The sequence below is a fragment of the Paenibacillus solani genome (assembly GCF_001277345.1).
Classification (GTDB): domain Bacteria; phylum Bacillota; class Bacilli; order Paenibacillales; family Paenibacillaceae; genus Paenibacillus_AQ; species Paenibacillus_AQ solani.
The window spans coordinates 1018666-1040959 of record NZ_LIUT01000001.1; the positions used below are offsets into that span (position 1 = coordinate 1018666).

The 22294-nt window shown below is 46.7% G+C and carries 21 protein-coding genes and 1 tRNA gene; 15 read left to right on the top strand and 7 right to left on the bottom strand.

The genetic code is table 11. The annotated features are described in order from the left end of the window. Window positions 1–4: 4 nt before the first annotated feature. The 4 genes from AM231_RS04480 to AM231_RS04495 all read left to right on the top strand — a co-directional run bounded on the left by AM231_RS04480 (window position 5) and on the right by AM231_RS04495 (window position 9273). Complete coding sequence (locus AM231_RS04480) at window positions 5–1324, top strand: glycoside hydrolase family 125 protein (RefSeq protein WP_054401480.1); 1320 nt, start codon at window positions 5–7, stop codon at window positions 1322–1324. Next, window positions 1321–4461, top strand: coding sequence for a beta-galactosidase (locus tag AM231_RS04485; protein ID WP_054401481.1), 3141 nt, complete (start codon window positions 1321–1323; stop codon window positions 4459–4461). Before AM231_RS04480 ends, AM231_RS04485 begins: the two co-directional genes overlap by 4 nt. 21 nt (window positions 4462–4482) lie before the next feature. Further along, window positions 4483–7218, top strand: a complete 2736-nt coding sequence (locus tag AM231_RS04490) for an alpha-mannosidase (RefSeq protein ID WP_054401482.1) — start codon at window positions 4483–4485, stop codon at window positions 7216–7218. A 135-nt stretch (window positions 7219–7353) separates the two neighbouring features. Further along, window positions 7354–9273: a beta-N-acetylhexosaminidase gene (locus AM231_RS04495; protein WP_054401483.1), complete on the top strand. Its 1920-nt coding sequence runs from the start codon at window positions 7354–7356 to the stop codon at window positions 9271–9273. A gap of 144 nt (window positions 9274–9417) precedes the next feature. Here AM231_RS04495 and AM231_RS28970 read toward each other — a convergent pair whose 3' ends face one another. Beyond that, a complete protein-coding gene (locus AM231_RS28970) occupies window positions 9418–9576 on the bottom strand; it encodes a hypothetical protein (protein ID WP_165593373.1) in 159 nt (52 codons plus the stop codon). Between the two features lie 256 nt (window positions 9577–9832). Next, window positions 9833–10300, bottom strand: coding sequence for a L,D-transpeptidase (locus AM231_RS04500; protein WP_242615068.1), 468 nt, complete (start codon window positions 10298–10300; stop codon window positions 9833–9835). Between the two features lie 306 nt (window positions 10301–10606). Here AM231_RS04500 and AM231_RS04505 point away from each other — a divergent pair, with 306 nt between their 5' ends. The 7 genes from AM231_RS04505 (at window position 10607) to AM231_RS04530 (ending at window position 15996) form a co-directional block, all read left to right on the top strand. Beyond that, window positions 10607–11152, top strand: a complete 546-nt coding sequence (locus tag AM231_RS04505; protein ID WP_054401485.1) for a GNAT family N-acetyltransferase — start codon at window positions 10607–10609, stop codon at window positions 11150–11152. 77 nt (window positions 11153–11229) lie between these two features. Next, window positions 11230–12015, top strand: coding sequence for an ABC transporter ATP-binding protein (locus tag AM231_RS04510; protein ID WP_054401486.1), 786 nt, complete (start codon window positions 11230–11232; stop codon window positions 12013–12015). A gap of 1 nt (window position 12016) precedes the next feature. Next, the gene (locus AM231_RS04515) at window positions 12017–13636 is read left to right on the top strand and encodes a hypothetical protein (RefSeq protein ID WP_054401487.1); all 1620 of its coding nucleotides are present in this window, start codon (window positions 12017–12019) and stop codon (window positions 13634–13636) included. A 388-nt stretch (window positions 13637–14024) separates the two neighbouring features. Further along, complete coding sequence (locus AM231_RS04520; RefSeq protein ID WP_054401488.1) at window positions 14025–14708, top strand: hypothetical protein; 684 nt, start codon at window positions 14025–14027, stop codon at window positions 14706–14708. After that, window positions 14650–15186: an accessory gene regulator ArgB-like protein gene (locus tag AM231_RS04525; protein WP_242615069.1), complete on the top strand. Its 537-nt coding sequence runs from the start codon at window positions 14650–14652 to the stop codon at window positions 15184–15186. Before AM231_RS04520 ends, AM231_RS04525 begins: the two co-directional genes overlap by 59 nt. After that, entirely contained in the window at window positions 15170–15310 is a 141-nt protein-coding gene (locus tag AM231_RS27975; RefSeq protein ID WP_082341538.1) for a cyclic lactone autoinducer peptide, read from the top strand. Before AM231_RS04525 ends, AM231_RS27975 begins: the two co-directional genes overlap by 17 nt. 350 nt (window positions 15311–15660) lie before the next feature. Beyond that, a complete protein-coding gene (locus AM231_RS04530; protein ID WP_054401490.1) occupies window positions 15661–15996 on the top strand; it encodes a tetratricopeptide repeat protein in 336 nt (111 codons plus the stop codon). Between the two features lie 143 nt (window positions 15997–16139). Here the strand turns inward: AM231_RS04530 and AM231_RS04535 are convergent. Then, window positions 16140–16212 (bottom strand) — tRNA-Val (locus tag AM231_RS04535). A 136-nt stretch (window positions 16213–16348) separates the two neighbouring features. On the opposite strand from AM231_RS04535, the gene AM231_RS04540 reads away from it, so the two are divergent. Then, window positions 16349–16612, top strand: a complete 264-nt coding sequence (locus tag AM231_RS04540; RefSeq protein ID WP_054401491.1) for a hypothetical protein — start codon at window positions 16349–16351, stop codon at window positions 16610–16612. 253 nt (window positions 16613–16865) lie between these two features. Continuing rightward, complete coding sequence (locus AM231_RS04545) at window positions 16866–17309, top strand: GNAT family N-acetyltransferase (RefSeq protein WP_054401492.1); 444 nt, start codon at window positions 16866–16868, stop codon at window positions 17307–17309. A gap of 69 nt (window positions 17310–17378) precedes the next feature. Here the strand turns inward: AM231_RS04545 and AM231_RS04550 are convergent, their stop codons facing one another. Together AM231_RS04550 and AM231_RS04555 are read right to left on the bottom strand one after the other, a co-directional pair. After that, a complete protein-coding gene (locus tag AM231_RS04550; RefSeq protein ID WP_053489011.1) occupies window positions 17379–17615 on the bottom strand; it encodes a DUF3892 domain-containing protein in 237 nt (78 codons plus the stop codon). A gap of 78 nt (window positions 17616–17693) precedes the next feature. After that, on the bottom strand, window positions 17694–18431 hold the full coding sequence (locus AM231_RS04555) for an MBL fold metallo-hydrolase (protein ID WP_054401493.1): 738 nt from the start codon (window positions 18429–18431) through the stop codon (window positions 17694–17696). Window positions 18432–18668: 237 nt separating this feature from the next. Between AM231_RS04555 and AM231_RS04560 the strand changes: the two genes are divergently transcribed. Next, on the top strand, window positions 18669–19220 hold the full coding sequence (locus AM231_RS04560; RefSeq protein WP_053489009.1) for a copper amine oxidase: 552 nt from the start codon (window positions 18669–18671) through the stop codon (window positions 19218–19220). Between the two features lie 91 nt (window positions 19221–19311). Then, entirely contained in the window at window positions 19312–19635 is a 324-nt protein-coding gene (locus AM231_RS04565; protein WP_054401494.1) for a DUF1292 domain-containing protein, read from the top strand. Between the two features lie 65 nt (window positions 19636–19700). On the opposite strand, the gene AM231_RS04570 is transcribed toward AM231_RS04565, so the two are convergent. Next, on the bottom strand, window positions 19701–21176 hold the full coding sequence (locus tag AM231_RS04570) for an aminotransferase class I/II-fold pyridoxal phosphate-dependent enzyme (protein WP_054401495.1): 1476 nt from the start codon (window positions 21174–21176) through the stop codon (window positions 19701–19703). A 260-nt stretch (window positions 21177–21436) separates the two neighbouring features. Further along, a complete protein-coding gene (locus AM231_RS04575) occupies window positions 21437–22060 on the bottom strand; it encodes a DUF1054 domain-containing protein (RefSeq protein ID WP_054401496.1) in 624 nt (207 codons plus the stop codon). Window positions 22061–22294: the final 234 nt, after the last annotated feature.

Genomic DNA, 22294 nt, shown 5'->3' on the forward strand with positions numbered 1-22294 from the left:
AACCATGGAACAATTCAGACTCCCCAAAATCCCAATGCCGGAGCTAGAACTGCCGCAATCCATTCAGGCAGTTTTGCAAGAGGCTGAAGAGAAGCTGGCACATCGTCCCAAGCTGCTTCAGCTGTTCAAGAACTGTTTCCCAAACACACTGGAAACGACAACAAAATTGATGGAGGACGGCACGACATTTGTGATTACCGGCGATATTCCAGCCATGTGGCTGCGTGATTCGGTAGAACAGGTGATTCATTACATTCCGTTTGCCAAGGATGACTCCCAGCTTCAGCGGATTATTAGCGGGTTGATCAAACGCCATTTTCAATATATTCTTATTGATCCTTACGCCAACGCTTTCAATGAATCGGCAAACGACTGGCACTGGAACACGACTGACGAAACGGACATGTCTCCGTGGGTATGGGAGCGCAAATTCGAGATCGATTCGCTTTGCTTCTCCGTTCGCTTGGCTTACCTGTACTGGAAGGAAACAGGCCTTACCGATGTGTTCGATGCGAACTTCAAAGCAGCGATGATCAAAATCATCGAGCTGTTTAAAACGGAACAGCATCATTTCGAGAAATCGCCATACCGCTTCACACGGGATAACGGAATTCCTACTGATTCTTTGCGTAACAATGGACTCGGCATGCCGATCAACTATACGGGCATGATCTGGTCCGGCTTCCGTTCAAGCGACGATGCCTGCGATTTCCATTACAATATTCCAGGCAATATGTTCGCTGTAGTTGCCCTGCGTCATATGCAGGAATTCGCAGAATGGGTATTCCGTGATATGAAGCTGCTGGATGAGCTGAAGCGCCTTGAAGCAGATGTGGATCACGGGATTCAGCTGTACGGAATCTACCGCCATCCTGAGTTTGGACCGATCTACGCTTATGAAACTGACGGTTTCGGAAATTACTGCTTGATGGATGATGCAGGTACACCAGGACTCATGTCCATTCCTTATCTGGGATACTGCTCTGCAGACGATCCAATCTATCAGAACACCAGACGATTTGCACTGAGCAAAGAAAATCCTTTCTACTATGAGGGTGCCGTTGCTAAAGGGATCGGCAGTCCGCATACGCCGCCGGATTATATCTGGCATATGGCTTTGTCGATGCAGGGAATTACGGCTCAGACGGCCGAAGAGAAGCTGGAGATGATCGCGCTTCTGGAAGCGACCGATGCTGATACCGGATTTATGCATGAAGGATTTCATGCCGACGATCCAAAAGTGTTCACGCGGTCCTGGTTTGCATGGTCGAACAGTCTCTTCTCGCAACTGGTGTATCAAGCTATGAAAGCAGGGATACTATGAGCGGGCGTCTGATTGCATTTTACGACCCGTCCTTTCCGGCAGCGGAAGCTGCCGGCTTGCCGGTGAATGCTGATGTTCTGCGGGCATTCGATGTGGTATGCAATGCAGATAATCTGGCTGAAGCCCTGGAATCAGCAGGAGGACAAGCCGCAAGTTTCGTCAATCTGCATGCGCCTTACTTCCCTAAATCAGCCTGGGGCTCGATCCTTGATTTTCTAAAGAGAGGGGGCGGCCTGGTAAGTGTGGGCGGTGCTCCCTTCAAACGCCCTGTCCGAATGGAGGAAGGCGCTTGGGTGGTGGAACATGAACAGACGGCCTACCACCAGCAGCTCCACATTCATGAAGTACTGCCAGTAGACAGCGGGCGTGTAGATCATATGATTGCAAGCGATGTTATTCCGCTTCTGGAGAGCAGCCGTGAGCGGTTATCCATTCGTGATACGTGGAACCTGGTTCCTCATGTCACCAAAAGCAGTGATCTACCGCACCAGATGGGTTCTGCGGGTCCGATGGATACCCGGATTTATCCACTCCTCAAGGGCAGAACAGCGAATGGGAGAGAAGTCGCGGCTCCCGTTGTTCTGTGGGAGAATGTTGGCGGTCCTTTCTTGGGAGGGCGCTGGCTGTTCGTGAATCAGCCTCTCTCCGCCTCTTTCTGGGAACAGGATGGAGCAGAAGAAGTACACCGCTGGGCAGCTTTCTGCTCCAAAGGCATTACAGAGCTGTGGATTAAACCGAATTATGCAACTTACGAGTCCGGCGAGCGTGCCATCCTCACCTTGCAGTCCCAATATCTTGGAGGAAAGCGGCCAGAGCATGAACCACAAAGCTGGACATTCCGTATCAGTGTGAAGCATGATCAGGATGAATCTTTATCATGGGATCATACCGTAGCGGTGGATGTGAGCGGGCAGTTTCATGTGCAGCGCATCCCGGTAGAGCTGGATATCAAGCCGGGAGCTTATCGTGTGGTATGTGAAGCTGAAGGTCCGGATGGAGAAATCCGCACGCTGAGACAAGGGTTCTGGGGCGCTGATCCGCAGCTTCTGCAATCAGGAACTCCGGTAACCTGTAACCGGGATTACTTCATCAAGGATGGACGTCCGCTGCCGGTTGTCGGCATGACATATATGACGTCTGATGTCGCGCGCAAATTCCTGTTCCTTCCGAACACGGATGTATGGGATCGTGATATGGAGCAAATGCGGAATGCAGGCATTAACTGGATCCGCACTGGTATCTGGACGGCATACCGCAATATCATGCAGGTGGACGGGCATGCTTCCGAAGAGGTTCTGCGTTCGATTGACGCTTTCCTGTTAACAGCGAAGAAGCATGATCTTCAGGTAACGTTTACTTTCTTCTCCTTTACGCCGGAGACTTGGGAAGGTCAGAATCCTTACCTCGATCCGCGAAGCGTGGAAGCACAGAAGCGTTTCATACGTTCTATCATAACGAGACATAAAGACACGAAGAATGTGGACTGGGATCTGATTAACGAGCCGTCTATGTTCGATCCGCCGCAGATTTTCTCGGATGGCCCGCGCTCGTCGAAGGATCCATATGAGAAACAGGCTTATATTGACTGGCTGAAGAAACGTCACGGCTCGATTGAGCTTCTGCAGGAGCGCTGGAATATGACAGCCGATCAGCTGCCGAGCTTTGAGGCCGCCCTTCCTCCAGATCCGCAAGCTATAAATTTTGACGTTCAAGATATGCACCAAGGAAAAAAAGGGGCTCAGTGGCTCGATTATGTACTGTTCTCCATGGATATGCATAACCGCTGGGCCAAGGAATTATATGATGATATCAAACAGGTATGCCCGGATCATATGGTTACTGTTGGACAGGATGAGGCGCTTGGCGCACAGCGTCCATCTCCGTTCTTCTATGCTGAAGCGGTAGACTATACGACGGTTCATTCCTGGTGGTTAAACGACTACTTGATCTGGGACGGCATATTTGCCAAAACACCGGATAAACCGAACCTGATTCAGGAAACGGGCATCATGTACGTGGAGACACCGGATGGCCGGGCGAAACGAAGCGAAGCCGAGCTGCGGAATCTGCTGGAACGCAAATATGCGTATGCCTTCTCTACAGGGGGAGCCGGAGCGATTCATTGGATCTGGAATACGAACTTCTACATGGATAATGCCAATGAATCACATATCGGAGCGGTACGCGCTGACGGTACAGAGAAGCCGGAAGCGGATGTGTCCTATGATTTTGGCACATTTATGGAAGAAATCCGGGACATATTCAAAGGGCGGAAGCTGGAAGAGACTGCGGTGATCTTCCCTTATTCGAACGATTTCTCTAACCGGAAGCTTGCTTTTGAAGCAACGACCAAGGCAACGCGTGCACTTGCTTATGAGCTCAATGTGCCATTCCGTGCTGTAGGTGAGTACGATTTAAGCTCGCTGCGCAGCAATCCGGTGAAATTCATCATTCTGCCAAGCGCACACAATGTGGATGACCAGGCATTTGCCGAACTGATTGAGATCGTGAAGGAGACAGGAGCTACCCTGCTGCTTACGGGCCCTATTTCGATAGATGCCTACTGGCATCAGGTAGATCGGTTATCGGAGCAATTGGGTGAGCGGAAGCTGGCGAATGTGCGCCGGGAAGAAAGCGTGCGTATCGGAGATCTTACTTTCTCAGCGTCCTACGGTCATCGGAAGATTGCCGAGCTAAGCAAAGAAATTCCGACAGGCAGCGGGGCGAAACCGGCCGATGTCGCCGGCGACTCCGTTGTGGACGTGAAGCTGGGAGCTGGTCGACTTCTGTGGAGTCCGCTTCCTGTTGAACTGAATGACCGGATCGATACCATTTCTGCTTTGTACCGATATGCATTGGAGCTTTCCACTGCTGATACGGGGCTGGAGTGGAATCAGGGCGGAGAACTTTCCGGCGTGTATGGTCGCAAGGTCACTTTTGAAGAAGGAGCGCTCTTCGTATTCAGCTCGGAGCAATCATGGGATACAAACATCGAAGTGAAGGATACAGCGACGGGCTGTACGTATTCATTCGTGCTAGAAGCGGACCGCTCGGTTCTGTTCGCAGTTGATGGGAGTGGCAGCCTGTTGTCCGTGTACCGTCCGGATGAGGTCGAAATCATCGCAGCAAAAGGCTAACATAAGGGGGACAACGTAGAGATGGATCAATCCAGAAAAGCACATATTATCTCTCATACTCACTGGGACCGCGAATGGTATCTACCGTATGAAAAACATCATGTAAGACTGATCGAGCTCATGGACAGCTTGCTTGAGACTATGGAGAAGGACTCGGAATACCGCAGCTTTTTCCTTGATGGTCAGACTATTATTATTGAGGATTATTTGCAGGTGAGACCGGAGAAAAAAGAACAGCTTGAGAAGTTGATCAAAGGTGGACGCATCATTATCGGTCCTTGGTACATTCTGCAGGATGCTTTCCTGACAAGCAGTGAGGCCAACGTAAGAAATATGCAGATCGGGCACCAGGATGCAGAGCGGTATGGAACGGTTGCCAAAATCGGATATTTCCCAGATACGTTTGGACTTACAGGCCAGATTCCGCAGCTGATGCTTCAGTCCGGCATTGATAATGCCTTCTTCGGCCGGGGTGTAAAGCCAACAGGCTTTAACAATACCGTCTCCGACAGCGGCTATGAATCCTCATTCTCAGAGCTGATGTGGGAAGGTCCGGACGGCTCGAAGGTGCTGGGCATCCTGTTTGCCAACTGGTACAGTAACGGTAACGAGGTTCCCGTTGATGAAGCGGAGGCAAAAGCATTCTGGGACCGCAAGCTGGCGGATGCCGAGAAATATGCTTCCACACCAGAGCTGCTCTATATGAACGGGTGTGACCATCAGCCGATACAGACCGATCTTCCGGAAGGCATTCGTACAGCGAAGAAGCTGTATCCGGATACGGAATTTATCCATTCGAACTTTGATGATTACCTGAAAGCCGTCCGTGAGAAGCTGCCGCAGGATCTATCCTCTGTCAAAGGAGAGCTGCGCAGCCAGCGTACAGACGGTTGGGGAACGCTTGTGAACACGGCCTCGGCACGAGTATACCTGAAGCAGATGAATCAGCACGGACAAACCCTGCTGGAAAAAGTGGCTGAGCCTCTGGCATCCTATGCCAGCCTGCTGGGCAAGGAATATCCGCATCATCTGTTCACCTACGCATGGAAGACGCTGATGCAGAATCATCCGCATGACAGCATCTGCGGCTGCAGCGTGGACGAGGTTCACCGTGAGATGGTCACTCGCTTTGAGAAAAGTGCTCACGTAGCGGAAAATATCGTAGACGACAGCGTTTGCGTAATCGCAGATGCAGTAGATACGAGCGGTTTCAAAGAGTGGGGATCGGATCCGCTGCCGCTGGTCGTGTTTAATACGACCGGATGGACCCGCAGCGGAACAGTCAGCATCGAGCTGGATGCGAAGCGGCTTTATTTCCGGGAAGGGTACTCTTTAGAGGAGACCAGCCGCCGAATGAAGGAAGTCGATTTGAGCGGCCGTGTGCTGGTCAATGCTCAAGGTGAAGCTATTGCCTGCACCGTAGAGGATTTGGGACTTCAGTTCGGGTATGATCTCCCGGATGATCGTTTCCGCCAGCCGTATATGTCCCGCCGCGTGAAACTGACTTTCGAGGCAAGTGATATTCCTGCAATGGGCTTAACAACCTATGCTTGGGTGAAGAGCGAAGTGAAGCCTGCCAAGGCAGAATCCTTAATCACTAAGGCTAATGTGATGGAGAATGAGCTGATCAAGGTAGAGATCGAAGTAGACGGTTCCTTCTCCTTGACAGATAAAAAGAACGGACAAGTATACCGCGATCTGGGTGTCTATGAAGATACCGGAGATATCGGTAACGAATATATGTACAAGCAGCCGGATGGCGAAACGGCATTGACCACTAAAGGCCTAACTGCCCAAATCTCCGTGCTGGAGGATACACCATATCGTGCATCCATTGAAATCGTTCATAATTGGTCCATCCCGGCTATGGCGGACAGCAAGCTGGACGAAGAGCAGCATGAGCTCATCTATTATCCGAACCGCAAAGCGCAAAGATCGAGTGAAATGGTGGAACTTCGCATTCGCACCGTGGTCAGTCTGAACCGCAGCGGCAAAGGCGTAGAGATCGAAGCGACGATGGATAATCAGGCGAAGGATCATCGTGTTCGTGCATTGTTCCCGACCGATCTGGAGACATCGTCCCATCATGTAGATTCCATGTTTGAAGTGGCAACACGTGCTAACGAACCTGCTGCTGAATGGGAGAACCCAAGTTATACGGCTCACCAGCAAGCATTCGTTGACGTTGCGACGGCATCTGCAGGATTGATGTTAGCGAACCAAGGCCTGAATGAATATGAAGTTCTACGTGACGGCCGGAATACCATCGCTGTTACATTGCTTCGCTGCGTAGGCGAGCTCGGTGATTGGGGGTATTTCCCTACACCTGAAGCTCAGTGCATCGGCGTTCATACCGTACGTATGGAGGTCATTCCGCATCAGGGCGACGGCATGAAGTCAGGCGCATACGCCGAGGCTTACCAGTTCCAAATCCCATGGACGGCTGCACAGACTGGTGTCCACGCGGGAGCTGTTACCTCGACTTCTGCACCGCTTGAATGGAGCCATGATGAACTTGCGTTCTCTTCCATGAAAGTGAATCCGAAGACCGGGGATCTGATGCTGCGTTGGTTCAATATGGGAGACGCGGATACAGAGCTGAAGCTGAAATCTTCTCTGCCATCCGAGGGCGTTTATAAGAGCTCCATCCTGGAAGTAGAGGGAACGGTTCAAAGCTTTGATGATCAGAACAGCTTCACGCTGCCGGTTAAGTCTCACGAAATCGTGACACTGGGCGTTAAAGCTTCGACTAAATAAGCACTTCATTATATAGCACTGGGAATTGTGTGTATCCCGGTTCAGCAAAAGCCCGATTCCGAGATAACAGGGATCGGGCTTTGCTATTTGCATCAGGATAGGAGCATCTCCCAAATGGGATTATGGAGGAATGACATGAAGATTCATTTTGATAAACTGCGGGATAAATTGGTTGAAGGAATCAGCGAGCTCGCGGAAATATTGGATATCCGAATGACAGAGGGAGAGGGCCTCAAGATTCAGGCAATACAAGCGGAAGGACCGATTCAGGTATCACTTCAGGATGGAGAGGGCTTGATTCGTTACCAAGAAACGATACATTTTTACCGTGCATTAGGTGTGTTCCTGGAACAGGCCAGGAAGGAAGCGCATTTTGACATAACGGAGCAACCCAATTTTGATTTCAACGGCACGATGCTCGACGTTTCGCGCAATGGCGTTCTCAAAGTTCCGGTAATCAAGCAGTTTATTCGTTATATGGCTCTGATGGGGCTAAACGGATTGATGATGTATACGGAGGATATCTATGAGGTGGAGGAGCAGCCTTACTTTGGATATATGCGAGGACGGTACACAGCTACGGAAATGAAGGAATGTGATGATTACGCTGATCTGTTCGGTATTGAGATGATTCCGTGTATTCAGACACTGGGGCATTTGCAGCAAGCGCTGAAATGGGGATATGCCGCGGATATCAAGGACCATGCTGATATTTTGCTCGCTGGCGAGCCGAAGACATATGCTTTTATCGAGCAGATGATCACTGCAGCGTCCAGTATGTTTCGTTCCAAGCGTATTCATATCGGAATGGACGAGGCGTTTCAGGTGGGCCTTGGGAAGTATTTAAAGCTGAATGGAATGCAGGATCGGTTTCAGATTATGAATGACCATGTCAGTCAAGTGCTGGCGATCACAGAGCGTCTCGGACTCCAGCCGATGATCTGGAGCGATATGTACTTTAATTTGTTAGCCAACGATTATCAAGGAGCGCTGTACAACGTAGATGCGGATTTCTCGGACGATAACATGAGCCGTATTCCCAAAGGCGTTCAATTCGTGTACTGGGATTATGGACGCAGAGATGAGGAGGGTTATGAACGATTATTTGAAAAGCATTTAAAGCTGGGCTCCAAGCCGATATTTGCTGGCGGCATTCATATGTGGAACAGCATCAGTCCTAACAACGGCAAGACATGGATGACTAGCCAGCCTGCGCTGCGTGCGGCCAAGACCAAGGGAGTTCGCGAGGTTATTGCCACCACCGCTTGGGGGGATGACGGTAACGAAACCAACCACCTGGTCATTCTTGCAGGCCTGCAGCTGTTTGCAGAGCACGGGTATGGGGAAACGGTTGATGAGGATCTTCTTGCCAGTCGGCTTGCAGCCTGTACGGGCATGGATTTGTTTGATTCACTGAATGCTCTGAAAGATATGGATGAGGTTCCTGGTGTATCCGAGGGGAACCACTGGATGGCCAATCCTTCGAAGTACTTACTGTGGCAGGATCCGCTCTTGGGACTGCTGGACAAGCATGTGGAGGGTGAAGCAGAATCCGTGCTGCCGGAGCATTACGCCAGACTGGAGAAGAAATGGCGGCAAAACAAGGAACAATTCTCGGCACCGTATAGCCATGTATTCGATTTCTATGAGAGGCTTGCATCAGTCCTCGTTATCAAAAGTACACTTGGGGTCACTTTGAGAAAGCTGTATCATGCCGGGGATAAGACTCAGCTTGCTGAGTTTGCTGAAGCGATTGATTCTCCTATGTCGATACTGAAGCAGCGCATCGAGGAGCTGCGTATTTCGCATCGAAGATTGTGGATGAGTACGTATAAGCCTTTTGGCTGGGAAGTGCTGGATCTCCGCTACGGGGGACTATTCGCACGCATTTCTTCCACGCAGGACCGAATTGCGGATTATGTGGAGGGTCACATTGATATGATTGAGGAACTTGAAGCCGAGCGGCTGCTCTTTGATCAAAATGGTCTAACTGATAAACCGCTGGAGGTTAATGTAACCTATCAAGCAGCTGTTACGGCAAACTGTTATATATAATGAGGTCTTAAAACCGTTATATTCAAAATCAAAGGAGCCCTCGGGAACAGGTATTTCTCCTGAAAGAGGGCTCCTTTCATTTGATTAATGATTGGCTCAGTTATCTATGCTTACGGAAATATCAAGATATATAGCCGAATGCTTCTACTCCTGACTGTTTCCGTGTTCCTTTTCATAAGCAATCAACGTTATTTCTTTTCCAGTGAGCTCGGCAATTTTGGTTTCTGCATCTTCAATCGCTTTTAATGTGCCTTCGTTCCCTTGCAGTTGTGCAACTTTATAGTCGTTCGAATGAATATCCAACGGACAGCCCTCCTTTGTCTGAAGCTAATCTTTGGCTTGTTATATAAGTTCTCCTGTAAGCTCATCAAACATACGAACAGACCTTGTTATTGAAAAATCAGAGTGCTGATGTATGAAATGTCTCCTTTGGCTGAGGCCTTCTATTGATGAAAATAGCCGGACTGTATTATAAGTCTAAGTCTGTTCGAACCCATGGAAGTCATTAAAAAAGCCAAACACGTTAATGGTGTCTGGCTTTGCTTTTTGGGTTATCATCTTATTTTTGAATAAGGACAGGGGTATTCATTTTTACTTTATCGTACAGCCATCGAACATCTTTATTATGCATTCGGATACAGCCTGCGGATACATACTTACCGATGGAGTTCGCGTTGTTATTCCCGTGAATGGCATAAGCGTAGCTAACCCTGCCATTGATCTTCACATTGATTCCGAGCCAGCGGTCACCGAGCGGGTTGCGCGGATCGCCACCCTTGATCCCTTCCTTGTAATAAGGTCTGTTTTTTACTTTTTCGTGGATTTTGAACAGGCCTTCCGGGGTGTAAGAAGGTTTTTTTCCGGTAGCAACCGAGAAGGTTTTGATTACCTTTCCTTTTTCGTAGTAGGTCAGCTTGTTCGTGGATTTGTCGATAACGATAAACTGCGCATACTTGGTGTACTTACTGTCCAGCTTCTGTCCTGAGGCGCCATGTGAGAAGGCGGGAAAGAGGAAGACTAGCAGCAAGATAAAGGCAAGTATGCGGCTGATGGTCTTAATAATGTCCGATCACCTCATTTCGTTCTCCCTCATATATATGCGGGAAAACGCGAATGTTGACGGATTTGTGTATCTAACGAAAAATAGAACAAGTTGTTTTCAAAGTGGGAAATAAGTGGTGTTTTAAAACGGTATAGTCGTTTATAATGAGGCTTTGTCACTCCCATATGTACTTATGAATGGTGGCGATTTATATTACAGAGCAGAGAGCTATCGATTTGCAGAATTGATGCATCCGGTCGTATAAGTTTATAAGAAGGGGTGTTTTTTGATATGCCTAAGCTATTTGAATCTGCTAGATTAACTTGTCGGAAAATGACCATAGAAGACGTTGAGCTGTATCATACCTGGCGCAATGATCTGGAAGTGATGCAAACCACCAGTCCACACCTGGATACATATCAGTTAGAGGAGACTAGGGATTTCGTCCAGCATGTGATTCTTGGTTCCAGCTCCTCGAGTAGTTATCTGATCCTGACGAAGGATACGGGCAAACCGATTGGCATAATGTCACTGATCCAAATTGACTCCAAGAATCGGAATGCGGAATGCATTATAGATATTGGCGAGAAGGCTTATTGGGGCAAGGGATATGGCTCGGAAGCGATGGCAATGCTGCTGGATTATGCATTTTGGGAGCTGAATCTGCACCGGGTAAGCCTGCGAGTGTTTTCTTTTAACCATAAAGCGATTAAGCTATATGAGCATATTGGATTCGTCCATGAAGGCAGTTCAAGACAGAGCTTATACCGAAATGGCGCATGGCATGACATACTGCATATGGGGATTTTACAGGAAGAGTATATGTCCAACGGTTGATTTTCCCGTGCTTCCATAATAAGGTAGGTGTATGGTGTATGTGAAGACAAAGCGAGAATGGGAGAATCAATATAATCATGACCGAAGAGGAAGTATTATCAATTCAAGACCTTCGAATGAAGTTTGATAATCGTTATGTATTGAATGGTATTGATCTGGAGGTACGCCGCGGCGAGATGATTGGGTATATCGGTCCGAACGGCGCAGGAAAGAGCACTACGGTAAAGATCATGCTAGGATTGGTTGAGGGGTACACCGGAACAGTCCGCATATTCGGACAGGATATTTCAGATGGGAATATCGATTATAAACGGAGAATCGGGTATGTGCCCGAGGTGGCGGAGCTGTACGATCAATTAACGGCTGCCGAGTATCTGACTTTTATAGGTGAACTGTATGGACTATCTTATGATGCTGCTGATTATAAGGCGAAACAATTGATGGAGTGCTTTGATATGGAAAAAGCCTACCATTCCAGGATCGCTACCTTCTCTAAAGGAATGCGCCAAAAAGTACTGCTGATCTCAAGCTTGCTGCATGACCCAGATCTGTTGTTTCTTGATGAGCCTTTAAGCGGGCTGGATGCAAACAGCGTTATGGTGGTCAAAGAGGTACTGGCTCAATTGTCGGCTCAAGGCAAAACGATTTTTTATTCGTCCCATATCATGGATGTGGTTGAGAAAATCAGCAGCCGAATCATTCTGCTTGCTGACAGCCGGGTGGTGGCGGACGGAACGTTTAAAGAGCTGCAGCAGCATTCCCAGGAAGGAACCCTTGAAGAGGTGTTCAATCAGCTGACCGGCTTTCATGATCATGCCCGTATTGCAGAGAGGTTTGTATCGATCGTTCGGGGGGAGAGCTGATATGCAGGGAACCGAATTTCGGATGCTGAAGCTCCTGGATCGATTTCAAGGGATTATCTCGAGAATGGGCTATGAAACGCTGCGGCGGATTCTGCATGTCAAGCTGCTGATGGATTCAAGACGGGTTCCAGTCATACTGGCCTCAAGTAAGCGTCATAAGGAAGAGCAGGACAAGAACTTGTTTGTCAGTTCCCTCTGGATGTATGGCTTAATTGGGCTGGTTCTGACTCCCTTTGTGTTCTGGAGTGACCCGGAATATTTGATGCCAATGAGCATCTTGTCTGCAATTCTCATGTTTCTAATTATGACTTCGATGATTTCGGATTTCTCATCCGTGCTGCTGGATGTGCGGGATCGCAGCATTTTAATGACAAAGCCGATTGATGGTCGTACGGTCGGTTTGGCGAGATCCATTCATGCCGGAATCTATTTGCTGCTGCTAACGGGCGCGCTTTCGGCCGGCTCCCTCGTTGTCGGGTTGATCAAACATGGCGTATTGTTCTTCCTGATCTATGTCATTGAGTTGATTCTGATGAATATGCTAATTTTGGTGAGTACATCCTTGATTTATCTGGTGCTGCTCAAATATTGGGATGGCGAGAAGCTGAAGGATTTGATCAATTATGTACAGATTGGCCTATCCGCAACGCTGGCGATTGGTTATCAATTTGTTATTCGTTCCTTTGATCTGATTGATTTCAAGTTGGTGTTTACGCCAGCATGGTGGCAGATTCTGCTTCCACCCGTGTGGTATGCGGCTCCATACGAGTGGTTGTTTGGCGAGGGGAGCGGTTGGTTGACTGTTCTTTCGTTAATCGCTGTGCTTGTCCCGATTTTGCTTATAACAGTCTATTTTCGCTTTATTCCTTCCTTTGAACAGCACTTAGAGAAGCTGGCTCACAATGAAGCAGGAAAAGGACGGGAACGAGGACGGTTCGATCGATTTGTAGCCCGACTGGTGTGCCGTTCACAACAGGAGCAGGCGTGTTTCCGGTTATCTGCCAGCATGCTAAAGAATGAGAGGGAATTTAAGCTTAAGGTATATCCTACGCTCGGTTTGTCGGTACTGCTGCCTTATTTGTTTTTTTTCTCCATGATCCGCACAACCTCCTTATCGGAAATCGGCACAGGATCATCGTATTACGTGCTGCATGGCATGTTAGTTATGATTGTTACCGTTGTGATGATGTTAAAATTCTCAGGCAAGCCAAAGGCATTCTGGTTATTTGGCTCAGCCCCGTTAACAAGCATGGCACCTTTATTTAGAGGGGCATTAAAAGCTTTTGCGGTCAAAATGTTCGTCCCCCTGTTCAGCATCAATGCGATCGTATTTCTCTTCATCTTCGGCATACGGATTTTGCCAGACATTCTTGTCATCTTGCTTACCGGCTTATTGTTAATTCCGTTAACAGCCAAAGCAGTACTGAGACAACCGCCGTTCTCTCAATCGTTTAGCGCCACTCAACAGAAAGATGGATGGTGGGTGCTGTTGTTCTTCTTCGTGATTGGCGGATTAGGCGGTTTACATTATGCAAGCAGCCTGGCCTCTTATGGCATGGTAGCGTATATTGTTGTGTTGTGCATTACGAATGGCCTAGCCTGGACCAAGCTGTATAAGTAACGTGAAATTGCTTTTCATCAGGGCTTGCTTACACAACAATCTCTTGAAGGGGAACGTAGGTTCCTGTATAATAAAAATATAGATTAACGATTAGATTAGAAAGCCATTCTGACTCGGTTATGTACATACAGTCGTGGATATTTGTGTTTTTATCTCCGGATATTATATGTGTTTTGTAATTTCATCAGAGTTCCCAGACATATAGGAAGTGGCAAGCGCCATCGGATTTGACCTCACGAACATGCATCCTTCAGACGACCCGATAGACGCTGAGACTCAATCGGTATATCGTTCATTTTTGGACTTGATACCGAAGCCTCAGCATCTCTCGGGGAAGTGGCGTAGTAGATAGTAACCATTTCTTATGGTGTAGGGAGGAAGTCTTCGAATGAACGCAATTTGGTTTATGGTGTTTTCAACATTTGAAACACTGGCCATTTACTCATTAATCATGACCCTGCTTAGATATAAAACAACAGCGTACATATGGCAGGCGCTAGTCGTCATGATCCTTGCCAATATTCAGAGTTTCATCATGCGCAATGAACTTCATATGGATTTTCTTGCCCCTCTTTTAACCGTGCTTATCTTTGTTTTTTTATTTGCTGCTATTATCAAGATTCCTGTCATCTGGTCAGCGATTTGCACCATCATCGGTTACATGCTGTATGCACTGATTCAAACTGTTTATCTGACAACGATATTCGGCTCAATAGATTCTATTCAGAATGTGCCTTCCCATGGCTATATCCTTCAGATACTGTCAGCAGGGACAGGACTGCTGCTATCTTGGATTATGTACAAACTAGGGATCGGGTTTAGATACGATCTAGAGAAGCTGCGCTTCAGATTTGAACACATATTATTGATTGCTTTAATCGTTGTGGTATTGGTATTAATAGCTATATTGTTTTACCTCAATCGGTTGTGGCTTGATCTTCTCTTCTTTGGCATAACATTCGGAATTTTCTTGTATTATGCGATTCATACGGAGGAGCGGGATACTTTTGATCGTGGAAAGATTAGCGGGCCGGATGGCGGCAGAGATCAAGCGCCAGGTTCCCGACCATAAATCTTCTATTCCAGTATTAAAGCATGCGATCATCATCCTAATAAACGTTGGTCTTATCGTGATCTTCACGCTGCTGATTTCGTTAATTACGGATAACCTGAAACAGGCGGTTATTGCCTTAATCGGCTTTGCCTTACTCAGGCAGTGCTCCGGAGGGCTTCATCTAAAGACGGGGGCAGGCTGCATTGTTTTCACAACCGTATTGTTTACTTTGGTATCTTATGTAGAGATGGAGTCTACCGGTGTATTTCTGATGAATGCGATCAGTCTGTTATTGGTTATGAATTTCGCTCCAAGCCGAATCGAGAAACAATCTCGTATTCCGAGGAAGCATTATTTTAAGCTACGCATACTCAGCTGTTTGATTGTTTTAACTAATTTTGGATTTCAGTCACCCACATTAGCTGTCGTATTTTTGATCCAGGCTGTTAGTTTATTACGCTGGAGAGGAGGACAAGCTCATGTTATGGATTCATAAAATTAGACATCAGCTGTATACGTATCTTGCAACTGCACTGACGCTGGTTGCCGTATTTGTAGTCAATACAGCAAGCCCCGTATTCGTGTATAGCGGAGAGACACCGGAAGAACTTTTGAAATAGCATTTGATTCGGTGAGTCAGAAGAGCGGTGGGTTTGAGTGGGGATGGAGGAGAAGATAGAGGGTTAGTGAATAGAATAAATGATCGGTACCTTTTTAGGTACCGTTTTTTTATATAGTTCCCGGCAGGCGTTTCATTCTGATCATTGGCTCTAATGTTTGACTTCATTATATGTCCAATCATCACCCATGCTCATTCCGGATTATAACACGGGTTGTGCAGCCTTACGGTGTCATATAAGTTTTCTATTTCTATCCTAATTGTTCTGTACATTTCGTATTTCTAAAACTATTTAAAGGAAATTATAGTAATAATATTATGTGAAATAAAGGAATAAGAAAGGTGGTTTTTATGAAAGGCAAGACAATGATATTCTTGACATGTTTATTGTTACTTTTATTGATTAGTGGCTGCGGTAATTCAAAGCAGCAATTGGAGAAATATGCTATCGAAAAAAAGAACTTAACAAACAGAATCTCCGATCTCGAAGACCAAAGAGCTTATTTAGAAGAAGAGTTAAAGCAGGCAATGGAAAATTTATCACCCGAAGTTCTTTATAACGTCGCTAAACAGTATGCAGATAAAGATCGTGAAAAAGCTAAGTCTTATCTACTGGTGTTAATTGATCAATTTCCTTCTTCCGAACAGGCAAAAAAGGCTAGAGATTTAATTGGAAATGTCAAATAGACTTGTATTTTTCCTCTCATGATACTCAGACTGGACCATTATATACAGAGCCGATTATCATGCGTCCATTTTGCGTAATTAGATAAGATCAACGAGAAAAGTGTAAATGAAAAAAGCCCTTGCTACGCAAGGGCTCTTAGTGATGATCTGTAGTGGGCTCGAACCACTGACCCCTACCCTGTCAAGATAGTGCTCTCCCAGCTGAGCTAACAGATCATGAAATATTTAAAAAGGTAATTCATATATTACCAGCAGACCATCTGTCTGTCAATCATTTTCTCGCGTTATAAAAAGCTCCATTCCGGTTCAGACTAGTTACAGCGTGATTTGGCATTATAGGAGGAGAATAGGAATGGCAGTAGAGAAATCTCAGGGTAATCGACGGGCTGGAGTGGTGCTTATCCTGTTGGCAGGATCGATTGTTGGCAGTGGCTGCAGTATCCCGGCGAGAACGTCTGTGCAGCTGGAACCGCTGCAAGCTCCCACAGCGCCTGTCATGCTGGATGTTTACAGCCGCTCGATACAGAGGGACGTATATTCCCAGCAGGGGGACGGTTTGTTGGAACCGGTATCCCCCATGGATTCGGTAGATACCTTGCACGATCTCAATCCGTAGAGTTGCGCATGAGAATGGTGGTTCTCTATGCTATTCCTCATCCCATTTACGGGAATACCCTTTTTTGATTGTCCAGAAGGTTGGATAGATGACCAGAACGGCAATGACGATGGACCAAAATATCGTAGCTCCCATACCCATAAAGGCAATGCTCCTTTCGCGGCACATTAGTTTATACTATACAGGAAAACGATTATTTTGTATAATATTCCGATCTGCAATAGCACGAGAAATTACATAAAGAGGTGTTGACATGGCAGCAGAAATCATAAATGTAACAACAGAAGAGCAGTTGCAGCAGGCGATGGATATTCGCAAGGATGTTTTTGTACTGGAACAAAAAGTGCCGATTGACTTGGAAATCGATGACTACGATCGATTGGATTCGGAAGCACATCATGTGTTGATCAAGTCGGAGGGACAGTACGCAGCTACGGGACGTATCATCTATTACAATAAGGATTCCGCCAAAATGCAGCGTATTGCGGTGCGCAAACCATTTCGTTCGAAGGGGATTGGCCGTGTATTGATGATGGCACTGGAAGCTCAGGCACGTGAATTGAAGCTGCAATATTCTGTGCTGGATGCTCAGGTGCAGGCCGAAGCATTTTATCAAAAGCTTGGGTATGAGACGATTTCAGACGAGCCGTTTGATGATGCAGGAATTCCTCATGTCCGTATGAAAAAAGAACTGTAACTCATAAGATATATTGTCAGGCATAAAGGAAAGACCCCGAGAAATGTCTCGGGGTCTTTTGTGCATCATTTAGAAAGTTGGCAGATTGTCCAAGTTGTTGCTGGGATCGCCATCCGCATTGGAACGCAGATGCTCGTCGCCATCACGGCCACGAAATACGTTCAGGTTTTTGATTTCTTTATTCTTGGCCATCTGCTGCGCAGTTTTGTAATCGACGATGCTGCCGTTATCCAGCTTAAGTTCGATGATGTCGCCATCGCCATTCTTGCGAACGCCTACGACTTCTTGTTGTTGTCCATTGTCCATATGATCGCCTCCCGGGTTTAGTGTTCCCAGGGAACCTCATAATCTATTCATCTATATATAATGAACGACAAAATGAAATTACAATTCGTAGACCCGCTGCTGCTCTACAAACTCCATGATCCCGGTCTTGCCAATGAATGCTTCCACGTCATCGCTGTAATGCATGAGGTAGGTACGCTCTTGAATGTTCTCAGGCAGACTGAGCAATTCATCAAGGGTGGTATGAACCTCGCCGGGTCCTTGCAGCTGGCATTCGTGCAGAATGACCTCGCAATCCCGCTCATTAACCAATTCATTGAGTAGTTGAGGATCGAATACCATATCTGCACTGTAAAAAATCCGATCATTCAAATAGAGCGAATAGCTGTCCTTGCCAGGTATATGCTGCGTCGGTATCAGTTCTACCGAGATTCCTGGTGAGATATCCGTTTTTACTCCCGGTTTGAGAGGATAGACATCAAATACATCTTGAAGGGAAGAGATATGTCCTTGCTGATATAATCCACCCTTCAGTGTGTGCTCCCATATCGGTTCTACTAAAGCTTCAGCAATGTAGAGGGGAAGTTTACGATTAAACTTCATTTTCATCATGAAGGCCAGCTCTTCCATGCCGCCGACATGGTCCGCATGAATATGCGTGATGAGCAGGGCATTCACATCGTTAAAAGTCTTATCCAGCTGATGAAGTGCCAGGGGAGCGGTGACGCCGCAATCGATAAGAAGTGTGAAATTTTCGTCTTGGATCAGTGCGTTGTTGTTGTAGTAGTTCTTGGCAAACGCACTGCCAGTGCCAAGCATTTGCAGTTTCAATGTCAATGTTGAAACCTCCTGATGAAATGATGTATAGGCCAGTAGCTAATGTATATCTTATCGAACTTTGGATATTTTTACACGGAATCCGGGGTGAATTAATCATGATTATGTAATAAAAGTTATGGACGAGCTTATAAGAAAAAAATTTTACCACAAAGTGCAAAATTGTCCGCAACTTGTTTTTTGACATGTAGTATACACATATAACAACAAGATGAGCCAATGGAGGGAAATTATAATATGAAGTGGAAAAAAGTGATGGCATGTATGCTAGTGCTTTCGTTAATGGGTGGCAGCACCTTATTATTTGCTGATTCCGTCAATGAGCGTGTCCGTGTCTGGATGAACGGGCATGAATTGAAGGATGGGGGATACTTAATTGATGGCAAGACCTATGTACCGGTTCGGGAGTTTGATGGGGCTGTAGATTGGAATTCAAGCAATGGACAAGTTCAGGTGATTAAACCGAATGTGCATATTTTTCTGTTTAAAGGAGATACTGTATTCGGAAATGTGAACAAGGGCAAACTGAAGTTCAATGTTTTTAGCCAGGTAGACAGCTTGAACAATGATATCCATGCCGTAAAAGTTGCAATCGAGGATCCTGCAGGCAATGTTAAGGATATTCAATCCCAGGAAGTGAAGGACCGCAAAGATAATTTCTGGTTCCGCACCTACGATTTCACATATGACTTTAAAACGACAGGCAAATACTCGGTTGGTTTTTATGTGAAAGTCAAACCGGAAGACGGGTTTGTTAAAGTTGCAGAGAAAGTGATTACTGCGCTTTAATTCATGGAGTACCTTGGAAAAATTGACCTGAATAAGCGATCCATGATACGATACGATCGTATGATAATTTAACCGAAGTGAGGTTTTTTCAATGAGCGAACACAAACATGAACACGGAGATGCTTGCGGCTGCGGTCAGGATCATGACCACGACCATGAACATGAAGAGTTTGTGCTTACATTGACGGATGAAGAAGGAAAAGAAGTAGAGATGGTTCTTGTGGAGACATTTGATGTCGGCGAGAAACTTTACGCACTTTTGCTTGAACGCGAGAATCCGGAAGCGGACGGCGTCATTCTACGTATGGAAGAAGAGAACGAGGAAATGGTTCTTTACAATATTGAGGACGAAGACGAATGGAATGAAGTAGAGGCGGTTTATAACGAACTGGTCGCTGCTGCAAACCAGGAATAAGACTTCTCCCAATGAAAACCCCGGTGCGAATTAATCGCACCGGGGTTTTTGTTTTTCGTGAAGAATTAGAATATCGGATCGGTTTCTACGATGACCTTCACATTCTGAATGCTCCGATCCTCCGGACCTTTGACAGGAAGACCTACATCGACATGATCGATAATGTAATCGATGTTTTCCTGGGAAATAACTTCACCCGGAAGCAAGATCGGTATCCCTGGCGGATATACGTAGATGAATTCAGCGATAATTCTCCCTGCCGATTCCTTGAATGGCACTACCTCAGTATCTCCGTAAAATGCATCGCGAGGGATAAGCGACAACTGCGGAATTTCTGGTGTTTTCACAACTAACTCGTTAATCTCATTCACATGCATGTACTGATTCGAAAGCTCGCGGAGCGCTGTCAGCAAAATATCGATGGCCTCCTGATTGTCTCCCGGTGTAATGAGGCACAGAATATTGTACATATCACTGAGCTCAACCTCTATATTGTAGTGATCCCGCAGCCAGTTCTCGGTTTCATATCCTGTAATGCCGAGATGGCGTACATGGATCGTCAATTTGGTCGGATCATAAGAGTATGTTGCTTCTCCGCCTAATATTTCTTCACCGAAGCTGTACAAACCTTCGATTTTATTGACTTCCTGACGTGCATATTGCGCTAACTCAATTGTCCTTGCTGCCATTTCTCGTCCATGCAGCGCCAAACTGCGGCGTGAAGTATCAAGCGATGCCAGCAGGATGTAGGAGGTGGAGGTTGTGGTCAGCATGCTGATGATTGTCTGTACGCGATAAGGATTGATGTATCCGTTCTTGGTATTCACGTTCAGTACGGAGCTCTGCGTCATCGAGCCGCCGAGTTTGTGCACGCTGGTCGCAGCCATATCGGCCCCGGCTTCCATTGCCGACATCGGAAGATCTTCATGAAAATGGATCAATACGCCGTGCGCCTCATCCACGAGAACGGGTACGTTGTAGCTGTGAGCCAAATCCACGATTTCCTTCAGATTGGCGCTTACGCCGAAGTATGTCGGGTTAATGACCAATACGGCTTTGGCGTCAGGGTGACGTTTTAATGCTTTCCGGACCGAGCTGATGGTGATGCCGTGATCGATTCCCACATTGGCATCCTGGGCAGGCGATACGAATACAGGCTTGGCCCCGGTAAAAATGATGGCGGAAAGCACGGATTTATGGACATTGCGCGGTATGATGATTTTATCGCCAGGCGAACATACCGACATGATCATAGTCATGATCGCTCCACTTGTTCCTTGGACACTGAAGTAGGTGTGATCGGCACCGAATGCATCGGCGGCCAGCTTTTGGGCTTCCTCGATGACGCCTGTAGGTTGATGTAAATCATCCAGCGGCGCAATATTGATCAAATCTATAGAAAAGGCGTTATCCCCTATAAATTCCCGAAATTCGGCATCGGTGCCGAGGCCCTTCTTATGTCCCGGAATGTGAAATTGCACGGGGTTTTTGGCCGCATGTTCTTTAAGTGCGGTGAAGAGCGGTGTACGACTGTGGTCCATGGACGTTGTCACAACCTTTCCCTATGTTTATTTTCTTATGATTTGTTGATTTCTGTTTTTATATAAACAAAATTGAGTATAGCAAAATAGGGGGGGAATGCAAGAAGATTGTCCGGCTTTTTTTCGCTTGGCTCAGCAGGGCATCAAACCATTGTTTCCATGAATATTGAAGATGCTGCATTCATCGTTCCTTCATTAGACTATCACTCATAAAAAAAGAGCTGCACCCGCAGCCCCTCCTTCTAACATGTTAGGCATATCTAAAATGCCATCTTATACAGCGGCAGCAGCTTCTCAAACGTCTCTTGGACGGTGTGAATCAGCTCGTCTCCTGTTAACTTGACGGCTTCCTCTCGCGGAATGCGCAAACCGCACATGACTTCAGCTTTCTTAACCTGCTTCAGCTTCTCAATCAAACGTGCAAAATCCTGCTCGCTCATACTCTGATGAGTTGTACCCTCCGGATTCATATGATCCATGGACCAATAAAAATTGTTTGGCACAGCCTTCGCGGTCTTCTTCAGCTGGGCTTCCAAATGGTTAGCAAACACAGTTTTGTTGGGACTTTCATAAATAATAGCAAAAATGACAAAGAGATGTGTTCCAAACATGCCCACTTCAAAGTGAGGAAGTGCTTTGTAGCCGCGTTTATTGGCAGCCCAAGCGACCCACGTGTCGATGGGAGGATTAACGGTCCGTCTTGCATGCTTGGCCACATGCACGAACATCTCTTCTCCAACCAGTGCGGATATATAAGGTGCCAGCTCGGCACCAAGCATCTCTAGCTTGGGTCTTACACGTTCTATGAGAACCTCCATACGGGCCTCAAGCCCGGGTACAGAGAATACGTCGAAATCTTGATCTGTAAATGCATGAACCGTCATGGATGCAGTGGCCTCCTATTGGTGATGATCTTTTTCAAACCAGCGTTTTGAATTAACTCATTATACCATAAGGCAAGTGTCATCATGCATAAGCCGGAAAAGCTTCACCGTATTTTCATCAGGGGGAAAAATAGTCAATAAACCAAGTTACCGTTACATAAGATGGAGTATAAGATATAGATAAGACAACATTAAAAGCAGCCATGGGGGAATTCTTCACCGTCTTTTAGTGAT

Bases quoted from the DNA above. Each gene is read 5' to 3' on its own strand.
- AM231_RS04480 (WP_054401480.1), top strand. From the start codon at position 5: ATGGAACAATTCAGACTCCCCAAAATCCCAATGCCGGAGCTAGAACTG.
- AM231_RS04485 (WP_054401481.1), top strand. From the start codon at position 1,321: ATGAGCGGGCGTCTGATTGCATTTTACGACCCGTCCTTTCCGGCAGCG.
- AM231_RS04490 (WP_054401482.1), top strand. From the start codon at position 4,483: ATGGATCAATCCAGAAAAGCACATATTATCTCTCATACTCACTGGGAC.
- AM231_RS04495 (WP_054401483.1), top strand. From the start codon at position 7,354: ATGAAGATTCATTTTGATAAACTGCGGGATAAATTGGTTGAAGGAATC.
- AM231_RS04505 (WP_054401485.1), top strand. From the start codon at position 10,607: ATGCCTAAGCTATTTGAATCTGCTAGATTAACTTGTCGGAAAATGACC.
- AM231_RS04510 (WP_054401486.1), top strand. From the start codon at position 11,230: ATGACCGAAGAGGAAGTATTATCAATTCAAGACCTTCGAATGAAGTTT.
- AM231_RS04515 (WP_054401487.1), top strand. From the start codon at position 12,017: ATGCAGGGAACCGAATTTCGGATGCTGAAGCTCCTGGATCGATTTCAA.
- AM231_RS04520 (WP_054401488.1), top strand. From the start codon at position 14,025: ATGAACGCAATTTGGTTTATGGTGTTTTCAACATTTGAAACACTGGCC.
- AM231_RS27975 (WP_082341538.1), top strand. From the start codon at position 15,170: ATGTTATGGATTCATAAAATTAGACATCAGCTGTATACGTATCTTGCA.
- AM231_RS04530 (WP_054401490.1), top strand. From the start codon at position 15,661: ATGAAAGGCAAGACAATGATATTCTTGACATGTTTATTGTTACTTTTA.
- AM231_RS04540 (WP_054401491.1), top strand. From the start codon at position 16,349: ATGGCAGTAGAGAAATCTCAGGGTAATCGACGGGCTGGAGTGGTGCTT.
- AM231_RS04545 (WP_054401492.1), top strand. From the start codon at position 16,866: ATGGCAGCAGAAATCATAAATGTAACAACAGAAGAGCAGTTGCAGCAG.
- AM231_RS04550 (WP_053489011.1), bottom strand. From the start codon at position 17,615: ATGGACAATGGACAACAACAAGAAGTCGTAGGCGTTCGCAAGAATGGC.
- AM231_RS04560 (WP_053489009.1), top strand. From the start codon at position 18,669: ATGAAGTGGAAAAAAGTGATGGCATGTATGCTAGTGCTTTCGTTAATG.
- AM231_RS04565 (WP_054401494.1), top strand. From the start codon at position 19,312: ATGAGCGAACACAAACATGAACACGGAGATGCTTGCGGCTGCGGTCAG.
- AM231_RS04570 (WP_054401495.1), bottom strand. From the start codon at position 21,176: ATGGACCACAGTCGTACACCGCTCTTCACCGCACTTAAAGAACATGCG.
- AM231_RS04575 (WP_054401496.1), bottom strand. From the start codon at position 22,060: ATGACGGTTCATGCATTTACAGATCAAGATTTCGACGTATTCTCTGTA.